Annotated in this window: 9 protein-coding genes and 1 pseudogene; 5 read left to right on the top strand and 5 right to left on the bottom strand. The window is 60.4% G+C overall.

Translation table 11 applies throughout. From position 1 onward, the window contains the following. Positions 1-36 precede the first annotated feature (36 nt). The 3 genes from GSQ75_RS05665 to GSQ75_RS05655 form a co-directional block, all read right to left on the bottom strand. The gene (locus tag GSQ75_RS05665) at positions 37-2457 is read right to left on the bottom strand and encodes a TonB-dependent receptor (RefSeq protein ID WP_158753499.1); all 2421 of its coding nucleotides are present in this window, start codon (positions 2455-2457) and stop codon (positions 37-39) included. Between the two features lie 168 nt (positions 2458-2625). Next, complete coding sequence (locus GSQ75_RS05660; protein WP_158753498.1) at positions 2626-4221, bottom strand: hypothetical protein; 1596 nt, start codon at positions 4219-4221, stop codon at positions 2626-2628. Positions 4222-4260: 39 nt separating this feature from the next. Then, positions 4261-4716: a DUF3574 domain-containing protein gene (locus GSQ75_RS05655; RefSeq protein WP_158753497.1), complete on the bottom strand. Its 456-nt coding sequence runs from the start codon at positions 4714-4716 to the stop codon at positions 4261-4263. A 255-nt stretch (positions 4717-4971) separates the two neighbouring features. On the opposite strand from GSQ75_RS05655, the gene GSQ75_RS05650 reads away from it, so the two are divergent. From GSQ75_RS05650 to GSQ75_RS05640, 3 genes are all read left to right on the top strand, one after another. Continuing rightward, positions 4972-6633, top strand: coding sequence for a multicopper oxidase domain-containing protein (locus GSQ75_RS05650; protein WP_158753496.1), 1662 nt, complete (start codon positions 4972-4974; stop codon positions 6631-6633). Between the two features lie 210 nt (positions 6634-6843). Next, positions 6844-8898 (top strand): alkaline phosphatase family protein, encoded by a 2055-nt coding sequence (locus GSQ75_RS05645; RefSeq protein WP_158753495.1) that lies wholly within the window; start codon positions 6844-6846, stop codon positions 8896-8898. An 86-nt stretch (positions 8899-8984) separates the two neighbouring features. Then, positions 8985-9464, top strand: a complete 480-nt coding sequence (locus GSQ75_RS05640; RefSeq protein ID WP_158753494.1) for a DUF3617 family protein — start codon at positions 8985-8987, stop codon at positions 9462-9464. A 281-nt stretch (positions 9465-9745) separates the two neighbouring features. Here the strand turns inward: GSQ75_RS05640 and GSQ75_RS05635 are convergent, their stop codons facing one another. Together GSQ75_RS05635 and GSQ75_RS05630 are read right to left on the bottom strand one after the other, a co-directional pair. Then, on the bottom strand, positions 9746-10372 hold the full coding sequence (locus GSQ75_RS05635; RefSeq protein WP_158753493.1) for a response regulator transcription factor: 627 nt from the start codon (positions 10370-10372) through the stop codon (positions 9746-9748). Continuing rightward, entirely contained in the window at positions 10369-13383 is a 3015-nt protein-coding gene (locus GSQ75_RS05630) for a sensor histidine kinase (protein ID WP_158753492.1), read from the bottom strand. The genes GSQ75_RS05635 and GSQ75_RS05630 overlap by 4 nt, the downstream gene beginning before the upstream one ends. Positions 13384-13725: 342 nt before the next feature. Here GSQ75_RS05630 and GSQ75_RS05625 point away from each other — a divergent pair, with 342 nt between their 5' ends. Further along, positions 13726-15678, top strand: a complete 1953-nt coding sequence (locus GSQ75_RS05625) for a protease pro-enzyme activation domain-containing protein (protein ID WP_158753491.1) — start codon at positions 13726-13728, stop codon at positions 15676-15678. A gap of 235 nt (positions 15679-15913) precedes the next feature. Beyond that, positions 15914-19545 (top strand): annotated as a pseudogene (locus tag GSQ75_RS05620) (hypothetical protein); the annotation flags it as partial.

Raw genomic sequence — 19545 nt, 5'->3', positions numbered from 1 at the left:
AGCGGCCTGCCCATGGGGCGATGAAACAAGGATGACTTAGAAAAACGTCGAGCTGATGGTGAGGTACCACTGGCGCGGCGCGCCGACGAAGTAGGTTGGCGCCGAATCGGCGGCGGAAATCGTCGGACTGGCAGGGAGCGCCAGGTAGCGCCGGTTGAACAGGTTGAGTGCGTTGAGCGCGATGGTGGGTGCATGCAGCACGCCGAAGTCGGGAAGTCGGTAGCTGGCGCTGCCGTTCACGGTGACGTTCGATGCCACGCGATCGGTGTTCATGAAGTCTCCGTATTCGCTGCCGGTGAATTTGCCGTTGAGGTTCAAGGTCCACGCATCCTGCGCATAGCGCGCGCCGAGATAGGCCATGTTGCGCGGCGTGCCGGGGAACTGCTTGCCCTTGGTGGCGTAGAACGCGCTATCGGTATCCTCGGTAGCCGGCAGGTCGAGGTCCGATTTCACCCTGGACTGCGTATAGGTGTAGGAGCTGTAGAGGCTGAAGCCGTGCCCGAGGTCGAGGTTGCCTTCCGCATTCAGGCCCGCCATCCGCACCGGGCCGGCGTTGATGTAGTAATTGATGTAGGTGTCAGTATCCAGGCCGACCGCCGTGCGGTTGCTCATGTTGGCCAGGTAGAGATCGGTATGCAGGGTGAGCGGACCGTCGTTGAAACGCCAGCCCAGTTCGTTTGACCAGGCGCTTTCCGGTTCGGGGGCGGGCAGGCCAAGGCGGCTGTTGCCGTACGTCGCGGCGTCTTCCGGCGCGCGGAAGGTACGTGTGATGCTGTAATAGATCTGGTTGTTGTCGTCCGGGCGCCAGGACGCGCCAAGCATCGGCAGGAACTTGTGGTAGCGCTCGTCGCTGTTCTGCGACGACGTCCAGTCTGCCGGATCTGGGTTGTTGGGATAGAGCACGAACTGGTTGTCGCGTTCGGTGTAGAGGTAGCTGACACCGGCGTCGACGGTCCACTGCTCGTTTGGCGTCCAGGCATCCTCCACGAAGACTTTCTTCACCGTGGTGAGGTCGTATTCGGAATAGTTGACCCACGGCAATCCATTGCTATAAGCGAGTAAGTTACGATCACCCCAGACCGATATCGGCACGCCGGTATTCGGATCGACGTAGGAGGCCTTGATGAATTCAAGCTGGCGCGAGCGCTCGTACCACAGGCCCCAGTCGAGCGTATTGTCCAGCCCCAGGTTCAGCGTGAACTTGGCATTGATGCCGGGGCGATATGTAATCGCCTGATAGGTTTCGAGTACGGCGTACTGGCCATCGGCATATAGATTGGACTGCACGACCGGCTGGCCGTTCGCGCCGGGCTGCAGCGGCAGGAATCCAGGGAAGCTGCCATTGCCGTTGCCGAACTGGAAATAGGGAATGACCGAGAGCGACAAGTTGTCGCTGAGCTTGAATTCCCCATCCAGGCTGGCTACCCACGACTTGAACGGATTCTGGTTAAGCCTGTAGTAGCTGGACTGAGCCAGGTACGTCGGGTCGTTGCCGTACAACTGGCTGGCCGGGAAGCCGCCGGTCGGTGTCGGCAACCAGGTGGTGCCGTAGTCGTAGCTGTAGCCGTATTGCGCCGCCTGCGCCTTGGTCAGCGGCATGTAGAAATAGTTTTCCTCGTGGTTGTAATTGAAGTTGGCGGTGAGGCTGTTGTTTTCGTCGATGGTCCAGACCGATTTGGCCTGGATGCGGTCGATGTCGTCCTTGCCGCCTCCGCGCCACTTGTCGTCGGAGTTGCGCGATATCGAGATCCAGCTGCGAACCGGGCCGGTATCGCCGGTATTCAGGCGCAGATACGTGCTGCGCGCGTCATTGCTGCCTATGGTTTGTCCGGCATAGATATTGAAATCATGCGTGGGCGCCTTGGTGGTGAAGCTGATATGCCCACCCACGGCGCCCAGGTCGGGCATGTCGAGATCGGCGGAGCCCTGCGAAACCGTCACCGCCTCGTAGTTGCGTGCCTCGCCGTATTCCGAGGCATAGGGAACGTAATTGCCAACATCGTTGACTGGAACGCCATCAAGAGTGACGCCGATTTCGCTGGCGTTGAAACCGCGGATCGTATAGCTGCTCGAATCGGTGAGGCCAAAGCCGTCGCTGGAGGCGGAGTTGACGCCGGGTGCGCTGTCGATGATCTGGGTGTAGTCCGCGGTGATCGGTAATTGTGCGATCGCCTGCGCGGAGATCGTCGAGACCTGCTTGGGCTGGTCCTGGTTGGCCATCAAGCCGCCAGCGAGTGTTTGGGCATTGACGTTGACGGTGGACAGGGTCGTGCCCTTGCGTGCCTTGTCAGTCGGCACGGTGTTGCCATTGGCTTCCGCCTGGTCGCCTGGCGTCGGGGACGCAGCGGGTGTTGCCGGGTCGGCGGCATAAGCGGCACTGAGGGTTCCTGCACTCAATGCCATGGCCAAGGCCAGCCACAGGGTTTTCTTGTTTTGCCCGCCTGTAAGTACGCTCATGCCTGGTTAGCTCCCGGAATATGTAAAGGCGTTCGACATCATCATGTGTCATGGCGCCATGGACCATTTTTATAGCCGTGTCCTTTTGGCCGTAGAAATAACTCTTTCAGCTATGTAAACAACTACGGATACAAGTAGTGGAGTGCTGTGTTCGCATCGGCGTATCAGCTAGTGCGCCGGCGTCGCGCCCTGCCGCTGCCGTTGCAGCGACAGCAGCAGAAGCACCACGGCGAGCGCGAGATAGGCACCGGCGAACTGCCAGGCGATCGCCTGTGAGACCGGATCGAGTGTCCATGGCAGGTACAAGCCGCCGGCGGGCTCCACCGAGTGGATGATGCCGAACAGGGTGAGCGCGCCGCCCAGCAATATGATCCCTGCGGCGCGACGCAGGCGACCATCGATCATCGCCACCACGAAGCTGGCCCAGATCATCGAGGTGATGATGAAGCCGTTGCCAAGCACGGTGATCACCGCCAGTTCCGAAATGCCTTGCGAGGTATCGTTGAACAGGCTGGCAAAGTGCTCCGGCGCGATATAACCCGGATCGCCCAGCTTGATCGCCAGCATCCGCGCAATGGCGGGGAAGAAGCTGAAAACCACGGCGGCGGCGTAGCGTGCAGGCGTCGCTTCGAAAGCCTGGGTGGTAATGCTGATCGCGACGAATACGAGGATCGGCGCGAGTACCGCGATCGGCAGCCATTGCACCAGGTTGGAAAGATAGCCAAGCATGCCACCGAGGCCGATCACGATACCGGTCAGCAAGGTATAGCCGCTGCGAGCGCCCATCGCCTTGTACGCGGGCTGGCCGATGTACGGCGTTGTCTGCGCCACCCCACCGCAGAATCCGGCCACGAGCGTGGCGAGCGCTTCGACCAGCAGGATGTCGCGGGTCGAATAATCATCGCCCGCTGCACGCGCACTCTCGCTGACGTTGATGCCGCCTACCACCATCAGCAGGCCGAACGGCAGGATCAACGGCAAGTACGGCACCGTGCGCACCAGGCCATTGATCCATTGCAAGGTCGGCCAGGGCAGGGCAAGACGCCACTGCCACGCCGGCGGTGTGTGATAACCATGGCCCAGCCAGCCGAACGGGCCGAGTACCTCATACAGCAGCAAGCCGACGACAAACGCAACCAGGACGCCCGGCAGCCCCCATGGCAGGCGCCCGCGTGCCACCAGCGCGTACAGCACGATGCCAAGGCCGGCGAAACCGACCACCGGCATCTTCAGGATTTCCAGCAAAGGCAGGAATCCCATCAAGACCAGCGCGATGCCGGCGATCGAACCGAGCAGGCCTGCTCGCGGCACATTTCGCTGTACCCATGCGCCGAAGAACGAAAGCACCACTTTCAGTACGCCCATCACCACCAGCGATGCCATGCCCAATTGCCAGGTGGCGATCGCGGCAGCGTGTTCGTTCATACCGCTCTGCTTGTAGTGGACAAAGGCCGGCCCGAGCACCAGCAGCGCCATGCCGATACTGGTAGGCGCATCGAGGCCGAGCGGCATCGCGGTTACATCCTGGCGTCCGCTGCGTTGCGCCAGTCGCCGCGCCATCACGGTATAGGCCACGTTGCCAAGCAGGACGCCGAACGCGGTGCCGGGAAACATTCTCGAGTACACGATGTCGGCGGGGAAGCCGAAGATGCCGATCAGCGCCGTGGCCAGGAAGGCCATGATGGACAGGTTATCCACCACCAGGCCAAGGAAGCCGTTGAGGTCGCCGGCGGCGAACCAGTTACCTCTGGGTTGTGCGTTCAAGCGATGTCCCTGTTCGTGCTGCGGGGCGATGCAGGCGGCTCAGAACGAGACGTCGGCGGGCTGGGTAATGCGCAATACCGACTGATCGCCGGTGCGCTGTTTCCACGCAGCGCGGATCGCCTCCACCTTGGCGCGGTTGTCCGCTGTATCGGGATAGTCGATCACCAGCAGCTTGGAACGCAGGCGCTCCGGCGCTGCCTCCTGCTTGCCTTGCCATTGCCCGTAGACGTCGATGACGCTGAGGCCATCCGGGAAACGCGGCGTCACCTCCTTGTCCAGGAAGCCACGCCAGACAGCCTCGCTTACACCTTGTTGCGGTTGTTCGGCTGGCCCCAATCCAAAGTAGAGCCTGGTGTCCACCCAGTTTTGCGTCTGCCCGGGATGCGCCGTATCACCTTGCAGCGTCGCCACGGCAGACGGTGGGGAAGGCGAGGTCGCGCAGCCGGCGAGATAGACGGCCAGCAGTACGACAGGCAGCAGACGGCAATTTCTCATCAGTCCCCCAGGTTGTTCCGTTTGTTCGGACGTATAGAACGATAGATGGCAAAAGTATTGTCATGAATTTCGCTGCAATGCAACATATGACTGTAATCTCGCTGTGACGGGCAACGTGCCCAGGCCGGTTCAGTTGTAGATGAACGCCCTTCATCATCGAAGCGATAGCCCCTGCGTCTGCCATTGATCTGTCATCTGGACTGTCTAGGGTGGCTTGATGACAAGCGCATTTCGTTTCCAAAGAGGCGCCCGGCCATGACGCTCTCGCGCCGTCGCTTTCTGTGTGGTGCCAGCGGTCTCCTGGGTGCGTACGCCTTCGCCGATGCACTCCACGTGGCATCGGCCGCCACATCGCCCATGGTGATGCCGGCACGCATGGCGATGCCGGTACTGGCAGCACCGAAGGTTCCGCTGATCAATCCCACCTCACTGGCCCGTTTCGTCGATCCGCTGCCGGTGCCGCCGATTGCGCGTCCTGCGGGGCAGCGTGCGCACCCCGCCTATCCTGGCCAGACGCTGCCGTATTACCGGATGGAGATGCGTGCATTCAGCGCACGTCTTCATCGCGACTTGCCGCCAACACCGCTGTGGGGTTACGACGGCCGCTCACCCGGGCCGACCTTCGAAGCAGTGCGGGGGCAACCTCTGCTGGTCGAATGGGTCAATGCATTGCCGACCCGGCACTTTCTGCCGATCGATCACAATATCCATGGCGCCGAGCGCGCCAAGCCGGCCGTGCGCACCGTGACGCATGTCCATGGTGCGCGGGTACCGGCTGGCAGCGATGGCTATCCTGAGGATTGGTACGCTTCCGGTCATTCGGCGCTCTATCACTATCCGAACGGACAGGATGCGGCGACGCTCTGGTACCACGATCACGCGATGGGTATCACCCGGCTCAACATCTATGCCGGCTTGTTCGGCGCGTTCAACGTTCGCGATAGCGATGAGCAGGCGCTGGGCCTGCCGTCGGGAGAGTTCGATCTGCCGCTGATCCTGTGCGATCGGCTGATCGGCAAGGACGGCCAGCTTTACTACCCGGTTTCCGACGACCCGTCGGCGCCGTGGGTCATGCAGTGCAATGGCAACCTCACCCTGTGCAACGGCAAGCTGTTTCCGTATTTCGAAGTCGAGCCGCGGCGCTACCGGCTGCGTCTGATCAATGTGGCGAATACGAGTTTCTTCGATCTGTCGTTGTCGCACAGCCAGCCCTTCCAGCAGATCGGCAGCGATCAGGGCCTGTTGTCCGCACCGCTTGAGCGCACGCGCATCGAGCTGTATCCGGCCGAGCGTGCCGATGTGGTGGTCGACTTCTCCGCCCTCGCAGGACTGTCCGTGCAGTTACGCCAGCACGGCGAGGGCATCCTGGAATTTCGCGTAGGCGCGCGCGCAAGCGAGCGCAGTAATCGCGAGGCGTCGGCGTTACCGGCCAGCCTGCGTCCGGTCACACGCATCGACCCGGCCAGCGCAGTGCGTGATCGCGTGTTGACGCTGGAAGAAATGGATGATGCCGGCGGCAATGCGATGACGATGCTGCTCGACGGCAAGCGCTGGTCCGATCCGATCACGGAAAATCCACGGCAGCACAGCACCGAGACCTGGAGCTTCGTCAACCTCACCGGCGATGCACATCCGATCCATCTGCATCTGGTGCGCTTCCAGGTGATCGATCGGCGGCCGTTCGACCTGTTCGCATGGAACGCGAGCCGCACGCTCAAGTACACCGGACCCGCACAGCTGCCGCCGCCACACGAAGCAGGCTGGAAGGATACCGTGCGCGCCGATGCGGGCATGGTCACGCGCATCGCGATGCGTTTCGATGGCGAGCCGGGACGCTACGTGTGGCACTGCCACTTCCTCGAGCATGAGGACAACGAAATGATGCGCCCGTATCAGTTGCTGCCGGCGAAGGTCTGAGGTCGAAGCATTTTGTGATCGGACGCACGAGATTGCGCGCTGTCGCATCACTGTCATCGCGCGCTCACGCACTGTCGCGTTGGTGCCAACGTAGCGTCATCTGCGCGGACCAGACTGCCGGCAGCCTGCTGGACCCAGTCGCCTGCAGGCCAAGAATCAGGGGGAACACTCGATTGCAGCCTTCAGCTGATTTCTGCAGGAGATCCAGTCATGTCAAAGCATTCAGGTAATACGCCAGGTAATAAGCGAATCAGATCGTTCGCCATAGGCGTGCTCGCTGCCGGACTTGCCGGCGTCGTGAGCGCACAGAGCACCACACCCCCCGACAAGGACGCCACCTTCCGTCAGAACGTGCCGACTTCCGGCACCAGCAATCGCACCACTCTGCCCGGTGGCATCGTGGTGCTTCACACCCCCGGCAGCGGTGAGGATCGCAGCGACCAGACGCGTACGCCGATCAAGCACGTCATCCTGCTGATCGGTGAGAACCGCACGTTCGACCACGTCTTTGCCACCTATACGCCGCCAGCGGGTCAGAGCGTGCACAACCTGCTGTCGGAAGGCATCGTCAACGCCGACGGCACGCCAGGCCCGAATGTCGCCGCGGCACAGCAGTGGCAGGCATCGAATACCGGTGCCTACTCGAATGCGCCCACGCACACCTCGCCGTTCACGCAACTGCCGGCAATGAACACCGGTGGCGCACCGACCCAGCCGTATCTCTCCTCGGTAGCGGAAGCGGAAGCCATCGAACCGGCATTGCCGACGGATGACTACGTCGAACTCACCGAGGGTGGCACCGGCCTACCCAATGACGTCGTCGATACACGTTTTCCCACGCAATTGCCGAACGCGCCGGTCGATATGAATGCATCGATCAGCTACAACGATTATGCCAATAGCCCGGTGCACCGCTTCTTCCAGATGTGGCAGCAACTCGACTGCAGTACGCAGGCGGCTACATCGAAGAATCCGAGCGGTTGCCGCAACGATCTGTTCCCGTGGGTCGAGACGACCATCGGTGCCGGCAACAACGGTGTGGCGCAACCTGCCGGTTTCACGAATGAGTCCACTGGCGAGGGTTCCACCTCGATGCAGTTCCTCAACATCGCGAAGGGCGATGCGCCGTATTTCGCACAGCTGGCCAGCACCTACGCGTTGAGCGACAACTTCCATCAGTCGGTGATGGGCGGCACCGGTGCCAACCACATCATGCTGGGCTTCGGCAGCCCGATCTATTACGCCGATGCCAATGGCAATCCGGCTGTACCACCAGCCAATCAGATCGAGAATCCCAACGCACAGTCCGGCACCAACAACTGGTACGTGCAGGATGGTTACAGTGGCGGTTCCTACGTCAACTGTGCCGACGACACTCAGCCAGGTGTGGCATCGGTGAAGGGATACCTGCGTTCGTTGCCATACCGCACTTTCCGCGGCACGGATTGCAAGCAGGGCGCTTATTACCTGGTGAACAACTACAACCCGGGCTACCTCGGCGATGGCACGCCTGCACCGCTGGGTACGGACCAGTACACCGTGCCGCCCACGACGCAGGACAACCTTGCGCTATTGCTGAACCGTCATCATGTCAGCTGGAAGTACTACGGCGAGGGGTTTGCCAACGGTACGGAAGACGGTGAGGCGGGTACCTTCTGCAATATCTGCGACCCGTTCCTGTATTCCACGCAGGTCATGACCAATCCGGCACTGCGTGCGAACAACCAGGACATCAACAACCTTTATTCCGATATCCAGAACAACACGCTGCCGGCCGTTTCGATTGCCAAGCCGGATGGACTTCTGGACGGCCACCCATCCTCGTCCAAGCTCGAGCTGTTCGAGGGCTACGTGCAGAAAATCGTCCAGATGGCCCAAGCCAACCCGCAGGTGTGGAACGACACCGTCATCATGGTGACGTTCGACGAGGGTGGTGGCTATTACGATTCGGGCTATGTGCAACCGATCGACTTCTTCGGCGACGGCACGCGCATCCCGCTGCTGGTGGTCTCGCGGTACTCGCAAGGCGGCCATGTAGTGCACACCTACTACGACCATGTCTCCTTCGACAAATTCGTCGAGGCCAACTGGGGCCTGGGCGAGACGATCTCGCCGCGTAGCCGCGACAACCTGCCCAATCCGATCGCACGATCGAGCGACCCCTATGTACCGGTCAATTCGCCGGCGATCGGCAACCTGATGGACATGTTCGATTTCAACCAAGCTGGCTCCTCGAACGAGGGCACGGCTGCTGTGCAGGACTGATCAACGCGTAAAGGTGCCCTGCCTGCATCAGCAGGCAGGGCATTCGCGTATCTGTGCCAGTCCATTCCACGGAGAAAGCCCAAGCAATGAACCATTCAATCAAGAATGCCTGGTGTCTGTGCCGTAGTTCTGCGGTTCGCCTTGGCCTTGGCCTCTTACTAATCGTCATGGCCGGGTTCGGCAGCTCGACAAGCCATGCCGACCCCGCCGATTTCCAGGCGATGCCGGGGTTATGGAAGATCACGGTACGCAAGCTCGATCATGGCAAATCCAGTCCGCCGTCGATCCTGTGGCATTGCATCGACGAAGGCGCAGACCCGTGGGTCGCGTTCGCGAATTTTTCCGTTCCGGGAGATTCACAGTGCCAGCGCAGCGACATGCATCGCAGCAGTACGGCATTGGCGTGGACCCTGAGTTGCTCTGATCATCCACCGGCGCATGGTCGCGGTCGCGTGGATTTCGATTCAGCGGAACATTACACCGCCAGTATCGTGCTGCAGGATCGTGGAGAGGTCGTACGTGTCGAAGGCAAGCGCCATGCCGCCTGTACCAGCGCCAACGATTGATCATGCGTACAAGCCTGCTATTCGTGCCAACTGGGGTTATGGCAATAAGGAGCAAGGTATGGCGCCCAGGGCTGGCATCGAACCCGCATACCCGTGAGGGATCGTGAGATTTTAATGCTTCTCTTTGAGTGGATTGAGTCACGCGGAAAGGGATACGTTTTGTGCCAGTGAAAGGACTGCCACGCGAGTCGCGTGCAACCGATTCTTCAGGCGACTTCGCAACATGAGCCCGACAGCCTGGCAGAGAGTCAGTGGTCAGAGGGGGTAGGTGCATGCTCCATTTAATGCACCAAGCCAAGCTTCTGACTCAGAGCAACCGCTTTGCTCCTGGAGGGAACGCCCAGCTTGCCGAGGATGTTTCCAACGTGGAATTTTGCCGTGTCTTCAGTGACCCCCATTTCCTTGGCAATCTGAAGATTGCTATGTCCGCGGGCCAGCCACTGCAGTACTTCCAATTCGCGAGCGGTCAGGTCGGGGTGACTTGAAATCTCGTCAGCCATTCGCCCCACCGTGGGCGACATGTACCGACCGCCGCGGTGCACCGTGCGAATGGCGCTAAGAAGTTCATCGGAAGGTGCGTTCTTGAACAAGTAAGCACGCGCACCCGCGTGCAGCGCCTTCCCAATCTCACTGCCGCCGGCATTCGCCGTAAGGACGATGAACTGCGCGGTGGATGACTTCGTGTGCAAGACCGAAATCAATTCGATGCCGCCCATATCCGGAAGCGACAAGTCCACCAGGGTGATATCCGGCTGGCGTAGCATGAACAGCTCAATGGCCTCCGCCGCGTTTGCAGCCTCACCAACCAGCTCCAAATCCTCCTGGTAAGCAACGATCGCGCAAAGTCCGGCCCGCACAACGGGATGATCGTCTACTACCAGCACTTTGATTTCAGGTTGCACATTCATGGATCAATTCTCGCAGTGGGGTTGCCGCTCAGCCGGCGCCAGAAATTGGCCACCTTGCCCAGGCGAGGGATGAAGAGCATTACTCGCGTGCCACTGCCGATCTGACTCGTCACTGCAAGCCTTGCTCCCAGGCAGTTCGCACGATGGCGCATATTCCTTAACCCATAACCCCGTGCGGGCACATGCACGTCTACCAGCTGGGAGAAACCTCCACCGTCATCTGACACAGCGAGGCTCAAGGCGTCGTCGTCGAACGTCAGGCTGACCGAAATCGTGTGCGCCTCACCATGTTGTATGGCATTGGATATCGCCTCCTGCGCAATCATGACCACATGATGCTTTGCCTCAGGCTGCATGTCCCACGCCGTCCCTGTCGACTGGATGTCCAACTCCTCCACGCGTCCATGTGCAAGCTGTCGGGCCATGGATGAGAGCGATTCGGACAGGTTCTTCTGATCAAGCACTGGCGGGCTAAGGTTCCAGACGGAGTAGCGCGCGTCATCCAGACTACTTTTGGCAAGATCGCGCGCCGAGATCAAGTGGATCGAAGTCATGGTCGGCGCACGCGTCATGCTGATGAGCGCTGCCTCCGTCTGAAAAAGTATGCCGCTCAGGCTTTGCGCCAGGCTGTCGTGAATTTCGCGGGCGATGCGCTGGCGCTCTTCCAGGACCGCGGCGCGCGCATGCAGGAAGCTGACGCGCAGTCGGTAGGCGCCCCACAACAGAGAGATTCCCGCGAGGACACACAACAGTCGAAACCAAACGGTCTGGTAAAACTGGGGGCGCAGATCGAATGCAAGAGCGGCTTCCTGCGTGCTCCATTGTCCCGTCTCGATTCTGGCAGCCACGTGGAACGTGTAGTGCCCTGGTGAGAGATTTGTGTAGAGCGCAACGCGTTGGGGTCCGCCCGGGATCCATTGTTCGTCGAAACCATCCAGCCGGTAGCGAAATTGCGTGCGCTCCGGTGAAGAAAGGTTCGGGGCCGTGTATCGGATTTCCAGCCGACGCGTTCCAGGCTGCAGCCGGACGGGGGAGGCGAGATCAATGTGCATCTCGTCGGCGATCATCTGTTCAATGCGTGTGGTTGGTGCTTGATCGTTGAGTTTCAGTCGCGACGGATCGACCACGACAACACCGCTTTCTGTTGGAAACCAGAGTCGCCCATCATGCGCGCGCCAGACATTGGGTTGCGTGCCGCCGCTCAGGGAACTGCTCTTCATGCCATCGGCTTTGCCGAAGACTTCGGGCGTGACGGTTCCACGAGAACCTGCGGCAACGGCGTCCAGATCCTGGCGGGTGATGCGGAAAATACCTTTGTCCGACCCAATCCACAGGTTATTGGCGGTGTCTTCTACAATGCCGTAGACCGTATCGCTCTGTAGCCCCTGGTGGGTGGTGTACTGCGTGAAGTGGCCGTCTTCCAGTCGAAATAATCCTTGTCCGAAAGTGCCGATCCAAAGAATGCTTTTGCTGTCGAAATACAGCGAGACTACCCAAGCGTTGGATGGGCCATTCAACATTGGATAGCTCGCAATGTGGCCGTCCTTGATGTTATTGAGTCCGTTGTCGCCACCTGTCCAGATGGTGCCATCGGGACCTTGTGCGAGAGCATAGAGCGCGTTGCTGAGCAGCCCCGTCGACGTGGTGTAGTGACCGGCGGCCTTGCCATCAACACAGCGAGCCAACCCGCCGCCAAGCGTCGCCACCCAGAGTTGATGGCCGCTGCCTTCGAGGATGGCTGTCATCAAATAAGGAGGAATGTCAGCGCACCCTGCAGGGGAGGGCATCAGCGAGCCATGAATCATCTGCATCAATGTTTTGGAAGTACCTACCAGAAGATTCGATGAGTGATCTACCCACAACGACCACGGGTCGAGCATCTTGTCTGCAGTCTTGTAGACGCGTATTTCGCCCCCGTGCAGCTGATGGAGGCCGTCAGGACCTGTCGTCCAGATGTCGCCCTTGCTGTCCTCGATGACTGAATAGGCTTCATTGTCGGAAAGACCTTCTGCTTTTGCGAACGTCGTAAAACTTCCGTCCCGGAAGCGCTCCAGACCGCTCAATGTGCCTACCCAAAGGTTGCCATCGTGATCTTCGTACACATGGGCTACCGCATCGCTTGCCAGCCCATCTCTCGTTGTGAATTGACTAAGTTGGGCTCCGCTGACTCTCAGAAGCCCTTCGGTGCCGCTGGCCAGCCAGTAGTTTCCGTCGTGGTCCCGGATCACATCACGAACGTTACTGCCGACTACACCCGGGATAGGCCATGGCACGAAACGGCCGTCGGCAAAACGTACGAACTCCGAGTTTTGGGTCTTGACGAGCAACGTGCCGTCGGCAACGAGACGTAGTGCGGCCACGTCCTTGTTAGGCAAGCCGTCCTGAACGGAATAGGCTTGCATCTTGCCGTTGGCCAGGCGATTCAGTCCCCCAGAGGAGCCGATCCACACGGCCCGGTCCTTATCGACAATAAGGCTCCTGACCGGATCACCCGATAATCCGTTGGCCGTTGTGTAAGCCTTGATCAACACTCCGTTTTTGAAGTGCTTCAAACCGCCATAGCCGCCTATCCAGAGGCTGCCATCAGGGTCGGGGGCAAGAACCGATCCACCACGCGGATCGACGGCGTTCACGTGGGAAAAGAGCCCGTCGTGAAATGACGCGACACCGCCGGTCGTAGTAGCTATCCACAGCGTGCCTTGGTTGTCTTCCACAAGATCCGAAATGTAGTCGCGGTGAAGTGACGGGGTGTTTGTGTGATCAAAGGTCGTAAAGCTGACGCCGTCAAACCGGGCGAGACCCGCTTGCGTACCCACCCACAGATAACCGTCCCTGGTTTCCAGGATTTTGGTGATGCCATTCTGGGGAAGGCCGTCCTCGACGCGCCACGTTGAGTGCACGTATTGGGTGATGGCTTTTGCAGGATCGAGTGCTCTCGCAGGTTGCAATGCAAACATCAGGCAAAGCAGTCCGAGCGTCAGTGGCGCTAAACGCCTGGATAGCCATTCCATAGTTAGTCCTGCACCGGTACGCACCGCAATCCTCGTATGGTTTCGTTCACGACATCATCACAACAGTCAACTCTCGCCCAATCTGCAGGAGTTCGACAAAGCAGACCGAAAGGGCAGTAACGGCGATGCACCTCTGAGTGAGGATCTCGCGGACGTGATGGGCTGCATCACAGGCTACAGCGATGTGCCGAACCGCAACCTACTCCTTCGAGTAGGTACATACCTACTCCTATTACGGTTTCGAGTCACCGCGAACCGTCCGATCATTGGTCGAGTGCGGGGCGAGGTTAGCCGTCAAGGCCCGCAGCTAGTCGAGAGTAGGCGACAGCTTGAAGTATCGCGGTGTCGCCGCTGCTCACCTTTGAGATAGCAGCACACCTGACACGCCATGGCTTTAACAGAACCTATCTTGCTTCCGCAAACCACCAACCCAGTGTGGATCAAATGAAACCAACGACGCTTCGTAACTCTCCCGTGCCTGCGCTGGCCATGACGATTTCGCTTGCGCTCGCTGCCACCACCATCATGTCGGCGCGAGCCAGCGATATCCCTGCTGGCTTGGGTATCGCGGTTGCGCGTAGTACCGCGCTGCACCCAGGTGATGTTTTCACGGGCGTGCTGCCGCACACACAGCCGATGCATATTGTGGTCGCGCTCAAGGTGCAGAACCGCGATCAGCTCAACAGCCTCGTCGCCGCGCACCAGATGCTGAAGCCAGAAGAATTCTCGGCGAACTATGCGCCAACGGTGTCGCAGGGCCATGCGGTCGCGACGTATCTGCGACAGATGGGCTTCACCAACGTGGTGATCGCGCCCAATCGCCTTCTGGTATCGGCGGATGGTACGGCCGATAACGCGCAGGCCGCATTCCAGACCTCGTTCTCGCGGGTACAGACGCAAGACGGTCGCGTAGCGTTTGCGAACAACAGCGACGCGCACGTTCCTGCTAATTTGCAGGGCAGCGTCCTGTCAGTGATCGGCCTGCAGAATGTTTACCACGCGCACGCGTTCGCGCTACGGGCGGCCAGTGGCGGCGCGGCGACCATCACCGGCCATAACCCGACGCAGTTTTCGTCGATCTACGGTGGCACTGGCGTGCCGACCGCCGCGGGCGTCACTGTTGGCATCATTACCGTGGGTGACATGAGCTCAGCTCTTGCTGACCTGACTACTTTCACGACCAACAACAAACTGGCGCCGGTCACTACCCAGGTGATCTATACCGGCGCAGATCCCGGCACAACCACTGGTGCGGCCGAATGGAGCCTCGATAGCCAGGATATCGACGGCGCGGGCGGTGGTGCGGTCGGTCAGATCATCTTCTATGCCACACCGTCTTTTTCAGACGCCGATTTGCTTGCCGACTTCAACACGGCGGTGACGGACAACGTCGCCAAGATCATCAACGTGTCGATCGGCGGATGCGAAACCGACGAGAAGCTCGACGGCACGGCCGCCGCGTCGGATCAGATCTTCCAGATCGCGGACGCGCAAGGCCAGACGTTCTCGATCGCAACCGGCGACTCGGGTTCCAACGAATGCGCGGGCGAAGCCGAAGCTGGTGCCAGCTGGCCCGCCGACTCACCGTATGTCGTCGCCGTTAGCGGCACCACACTCACCGCCTCGACGACGACGTGGAGCAACGAAACCGTCTGGAACCTTTCTGGTGGCAGCCCGAGTAACTTCGAGCCGATGCCGAGCTGGCAGAAAGCCTTCGGTGTTCCCGGCACCACGCGCGGCCTGCCCGATGTCGCCTTCGACGGCGACCCAAACTCCGGCTCGATCATTTACGTCTATGGAACACTCCAGCAGTATGGCGGCACCAGCCTCGCGGCGCCGATCTTCTCGGCCGAGTGGGCACGCGTGATCGCGAGCAAGGGGACCGCCGTCGGCTTTGCCGCCCCGCAGCTGTACCTGTTGCCGAAGCCCGTCTTCCATGACATCACCGTAGGCAACAACGGTGGCGAGACCGCCAAGGTGGGTTACGACTTCGCCAGCGGTCGCGGCAGCATGATCCTCAGCACCTTGGCGGCTGCGGCCGGCAAGCCCAACCCGCTGGTCGCCAACTTCAGCGAGACCAGCAGCGGTCTGATCGCCAAATTCACGGACCTTTCCACCGACAGCCTCGACACGATCACCTCGCATGCGTGGAACTTCGGTGACGGCGGCGGCACCTCTACCGCCACGAATCCGAGCCACCTCTATGTCAAGGCAGGCACCTTTAGCGTCACAGAGACGGTGAGCGATAGCGCCGGTTATTCCGCTCTGGAGACCTCGAACGTGACGATCAAGTAGCCACGATCGCGGTTCGTCGCCACGACGGCGGCGAATCGCGGATCCGACTGCGGGATGACCGACATTGACCTCGAACTGACCCACGCGGAATACGCGAGTGGGTTCGAGGCCGTTTCCTGAAACATGGCTTTTCGTACGAGATGTCCAAAGACAAAACACATGGCGATTCCGGACACCGGGGCACGCCATCACCGATGACACGACTTGGGGGTTTCATTTCATGATGGGGTTGGACATGCACACACATACAAATGGCCGTCTGAACAAGACGCACCTCACCCCGACCCTCCCGGTCGCGCCCGTCACCCGCGCCATCCGCGCGGCTTTGGCCATCTCGGCCACCCTGCTGGCGTTGGGCGGCTGTGGCACGGCGATCGCGCAGGGCAACTGCACCTTCACAACACCGACCTCGGTGTCGTGCGAGGGCGTTTTCACAAATACCTTGCCTGACCCTTCCCTCTTCACCCCCGTCACGGATCTCACCCTGGTGCTGGGCGACAGCACGAACAGCGTGCCGACCAGTGTGACTCCCGCTGCGGGCCTGATGGGGATCGATGCCAACTGGGGTGGCAGCGTGGGCGTGACCAGCTACGCGGACATCACGACCGGGGGCGCCACCGGCATCTTTGCCGACAGCGCGACCACGGCAACGGTGAACAATCAGGGCAGCATCACTACCAACGTCACGGCCGCCGGTGCCAAGGCGATGGACGTCAATGCGTACGGCGACGTGAGCGTGGTCAACAACGGCCCGATCAACGCCTACAGCACCGGCGTCTACGACGTGACGGCAGTCAATGCCTACTCGTCCAACGGAAATGTCTCGGTCGACAACCAGGCGGCTGGCACGATCACCGCCACCGCGCAGGATGGCAACGCCGTCGCGGTCAATGCTTACGCCACGATCGGTGCGGTCACCATCACCAATGAAGGCACGATCAGCGCCAGCTCGGTCTATGGCATCACCGTGGGTGTCCTTGCTCAGGCCGTCGGCGGCAGCGTCAGCGTGACCAACACCGGCAGCATCACGGCGACGTCCACCAACTATCAGGCCGTCGGCATCCTGGCCACCTCCAACACGGGTTACGCCACGGTCACCAACTCCGGCACTGTGACGGCGGCCGGCGGCCAGGAAGAGACGATCGGCATCACGGCGTACGGTGCCATGGGTGCGACGGTCCAAAACTATGGCCACGTCACCGCCACGTCGACTTATGGCGAGGCCATCGGTGTGGAGGCCCAGGCTTATAGAGGCGGTGCCAGTGTCACCAACAGCGGCACGATCATAAGCTCCAGTAGTAGCCCATACCAAGCCGCGATCGGTGTGTTGGCTTCTTCCATCAACGGTCCAGCTACGATCACCAACAACGGCTATGTTCGTGCGAACAACGCGCCCGGTTTGGCGGTCGGTCTGGAGACGTACTCCGAGCACGGCAACAGCAGCATCATCAATTCAGGCTATGTGCTCGCGGCCTCCGCGGTGGGTAGCGCGACCGGTCTCCTGGCCAATAGCGTCTACGGGGATGTCAGTGTTACCAATAATGTCGGGGCCTACATTCGTGCGGTCGCCACGACGGGTGTCTCGGTCGCCTACGGTGCAGGCTCCTACGGCATCGGCATCTCGGCCGAATCCACCCATGGCAATGTCAGCGTTAGCAATGCCGGTACTGTCTATGGGGCATCTCTCCATGGGGTGGGCATAGGCATTCGCGCGCAGGCGGGTGGCAACGTCTCCGTCAACAATGCCGCTTACTCGTATATCAGTGCCTTCGGTGCCATTTACGGGAGCGGGATTGGCATTGATGCGAGTTCGACAGCTGGATCGGTGGCGATCGTCAACAGCGGCCGCATTCGCGCTTTTGCGATTGATGACCAAGGGACCACTCAAGACATTAGCCACGTGGCCGGCATCGAAGCCCAGGGTGTCACGGGTGTTACGGTGGCAAATATGGGCAGCGGCTACATCATCGCGCACGGCCCATGGTATGCCAACGGTATCTATACGTTATCAGATGGCGGATCAACGATCACCAATAGCCAGGGCGGAAGAATTCTTGTCTCTGGCGTAGTGGCTAAAGGCATCTATGCGATAGAAACGGCTCCGTCGTCGGCGAGTTACGGCCTCGGCGCCATTACCGTCAACAATGCCGGCAGCATCGCGGTCACCCAGACAGGCTACTTTGAGGCTTTCAGCGGACCTCGCTTTCTTCAATATGGTACGGGCATCAGTGTATTGTCTTCCTTCGGCGGCGCCATTTCGGTCACGAATTCGGGGAGCATCGGGGTCGATACGACGCAAGGCGGAGCGGGCATCAGGGCGTACGGATTTCTCGGTCAGGTGTCGGAGACTAATTCCGGCAGCATCGCCCTCAGCGGCAGCGGTGTTCACAGTCGACTGTTCGGCGAATACGGGAAGTCAGCCTACGGGAGCGTCAATCTCGTCAACGCCGGTGACATCACGATCACCACGCTCCCCGTCCTGGGGAGCTACACCGTTTATTCCGGGACCGACATTAGCTCTGGCATGCAGGGCCTTGCGGGACGCGAGGGGAGTCCCAATGCCCCCGGCGGCGGCGGTGCCATTCTTCTGAACACGGGTCACATAACGGTCAGCTCCAATTTCAGCTATGGCATGGAAGCGCTCTCCGAATATGAGACGGCGATGGCTACCAACGCCGGCGATATCACGCTGAATGGCTTCAGCTCCGTAGGCATCTCGGTGAGTGCCGGCAATACCATTGCACCCGACACAGGCCTCGGCGCCATCGCCGACAACAGCGGCGCCATCTCCGCTACGGGCACCAATATCGCCATTGGCTTGCGCGCTTATTCCCGCGGCAATTCGGTGGGGAGTGTGCCTTTTGAGATCATCAACTCGGGCGATATCACGGCTACGGCCCAGGTCAGAGCACAAGGCGTGAATGCAGTCGTACAAAACGCCGACACGTTGATGATCGACAACAGCGGCTCGATCTACGCCAACGCGCCCATCAATACTCGGCAGTCTCAATATCAAGGGGCCCGCGGTAGCGCCGCAGGAATCCATACCTCCACCTATGCTGGAGACTCCACCGTGACCAACTCCGGCAGCATCACGGCGGTGACACAGGAGAATAGCCAGGCCCCTGGCTCGGCGTCTGGTGTCTTCTTGGATAACGGGTATAGCAATGCCTATCATCCGATCTATGGCAATACCGTGCTTAGTAATACCGGTTCGATCAATGCCTCACTGATATCCAGTAACGCGTCGCACGCCGCCAGGTCGGGTTACGTCGGTCCGATTTATTTTGGCCCCTCCAACACCTCCACGGGCATCCTTGCCGCGAACACGTATGGCGATGTGACCATCACCAATGCCGGTACAATCAACGCCAGCGCTCGGTCTGACCACTATGCGGGTGGCGGCACCGACAACGGTATCACCGTGGCCAACGGCATCTCGGCCGTCAGTTTTGTCGGCGACTTCAAAAACTACTACGGCAACGCCTTTACGGCCGGCAATATCGCGGTGACGAACAGTGCCGCTGGCACGATCGCGGCCACCGCCGAGTCCAGCGATGCTTCCGGCGACACGGCGATGGCCAGCGGTATCTCTGCACATGTCTCGGTCGGTAGTTACGGCTCCTCGCTCGTGAGCGCTGGCCACGGCATTACGATCAACAATGCAGGCATCGTGTCGGCGACGGCGCTGATTGCCAACGATCCGACTGGCTTGGCCAATGCCACCGGCATTTCCGCGATCAACGGCTCGCCCGCCGGCTTCGTCAATGTGCGCAACACCGGTGGGATTTACGCCACCGCCACATCGCCCGGCATGGCGACCGCCACGGGTATCTCCACGACCGCCAACGACATTACCGTCGCCCT

The organism is Dyella sp. S184 (assembly GCF_009766065.1).
Taxonomy (GTDB): domain Bacteria; phylum Pseudomonadota; class Gammaproteobacteria; order Xanthomonadales; family Rhodanobacteraceae; genus Rhodanobacter.
Note: the sequence above shows the minus strand (reverse complement) of the source record. Positions and strands in the feature narration are given on the sequence as shown.

Bases quoted from the DNA above. Each gene is read 5' to 3' on its own strand.
- GSQ75_RS05630 (WP_158753492.1), bottom strand. From the start codon at position 13,383: ATGGAATGGCTATCCAGGCGTTTAGCGCCACTGACGCTCGGACTGCTT.
- GSQ75_RS05650 (WP_158753496.1), top strand. From the start codon at position 4,972: ATGACGCTCTCGCGCCGTCGCTTTCTGTGTGGTGCCAGCGGTCTCCTG.
- GSQ75_RS05645 (WP_158753495.1), top strand. From the start codon at position 6,844: ATGTCAAAGCATTCAGGTAATACGCCAGGTAATAAGCGAATCAGATCG.
- GSQ75_RS05655 (WP_158753497.1), bottom strand. From the start codon at position 4,716: ATGAGAAATTGCCGTCTGCTGCCTGTCGTACTGCTGGCCGTCTATCTC.
- GSQ75_RS05665 (WP_158753499.1), bottom strand. From the start codon at position 2,457: ATGAGCGTACTTACAGGCGGGCAAAACAAGAAAACCCTGTGGCTGGCC.
- GSQ75_RS05635 (WP_158753493.1), bottom strand. From the start codon at position 10,372: ATGAATGTGCAACCTGAAATCAAAGTGCTGGTAGTAGACGATCATCCC.
- GSQ75_RS05640 (WP_158753494.1), top strand. From the start codon at position 8,985: ATGAACCATTCAATCAAGAATGCCTGGTGTCTGTGCCGTAGTTCTGCG.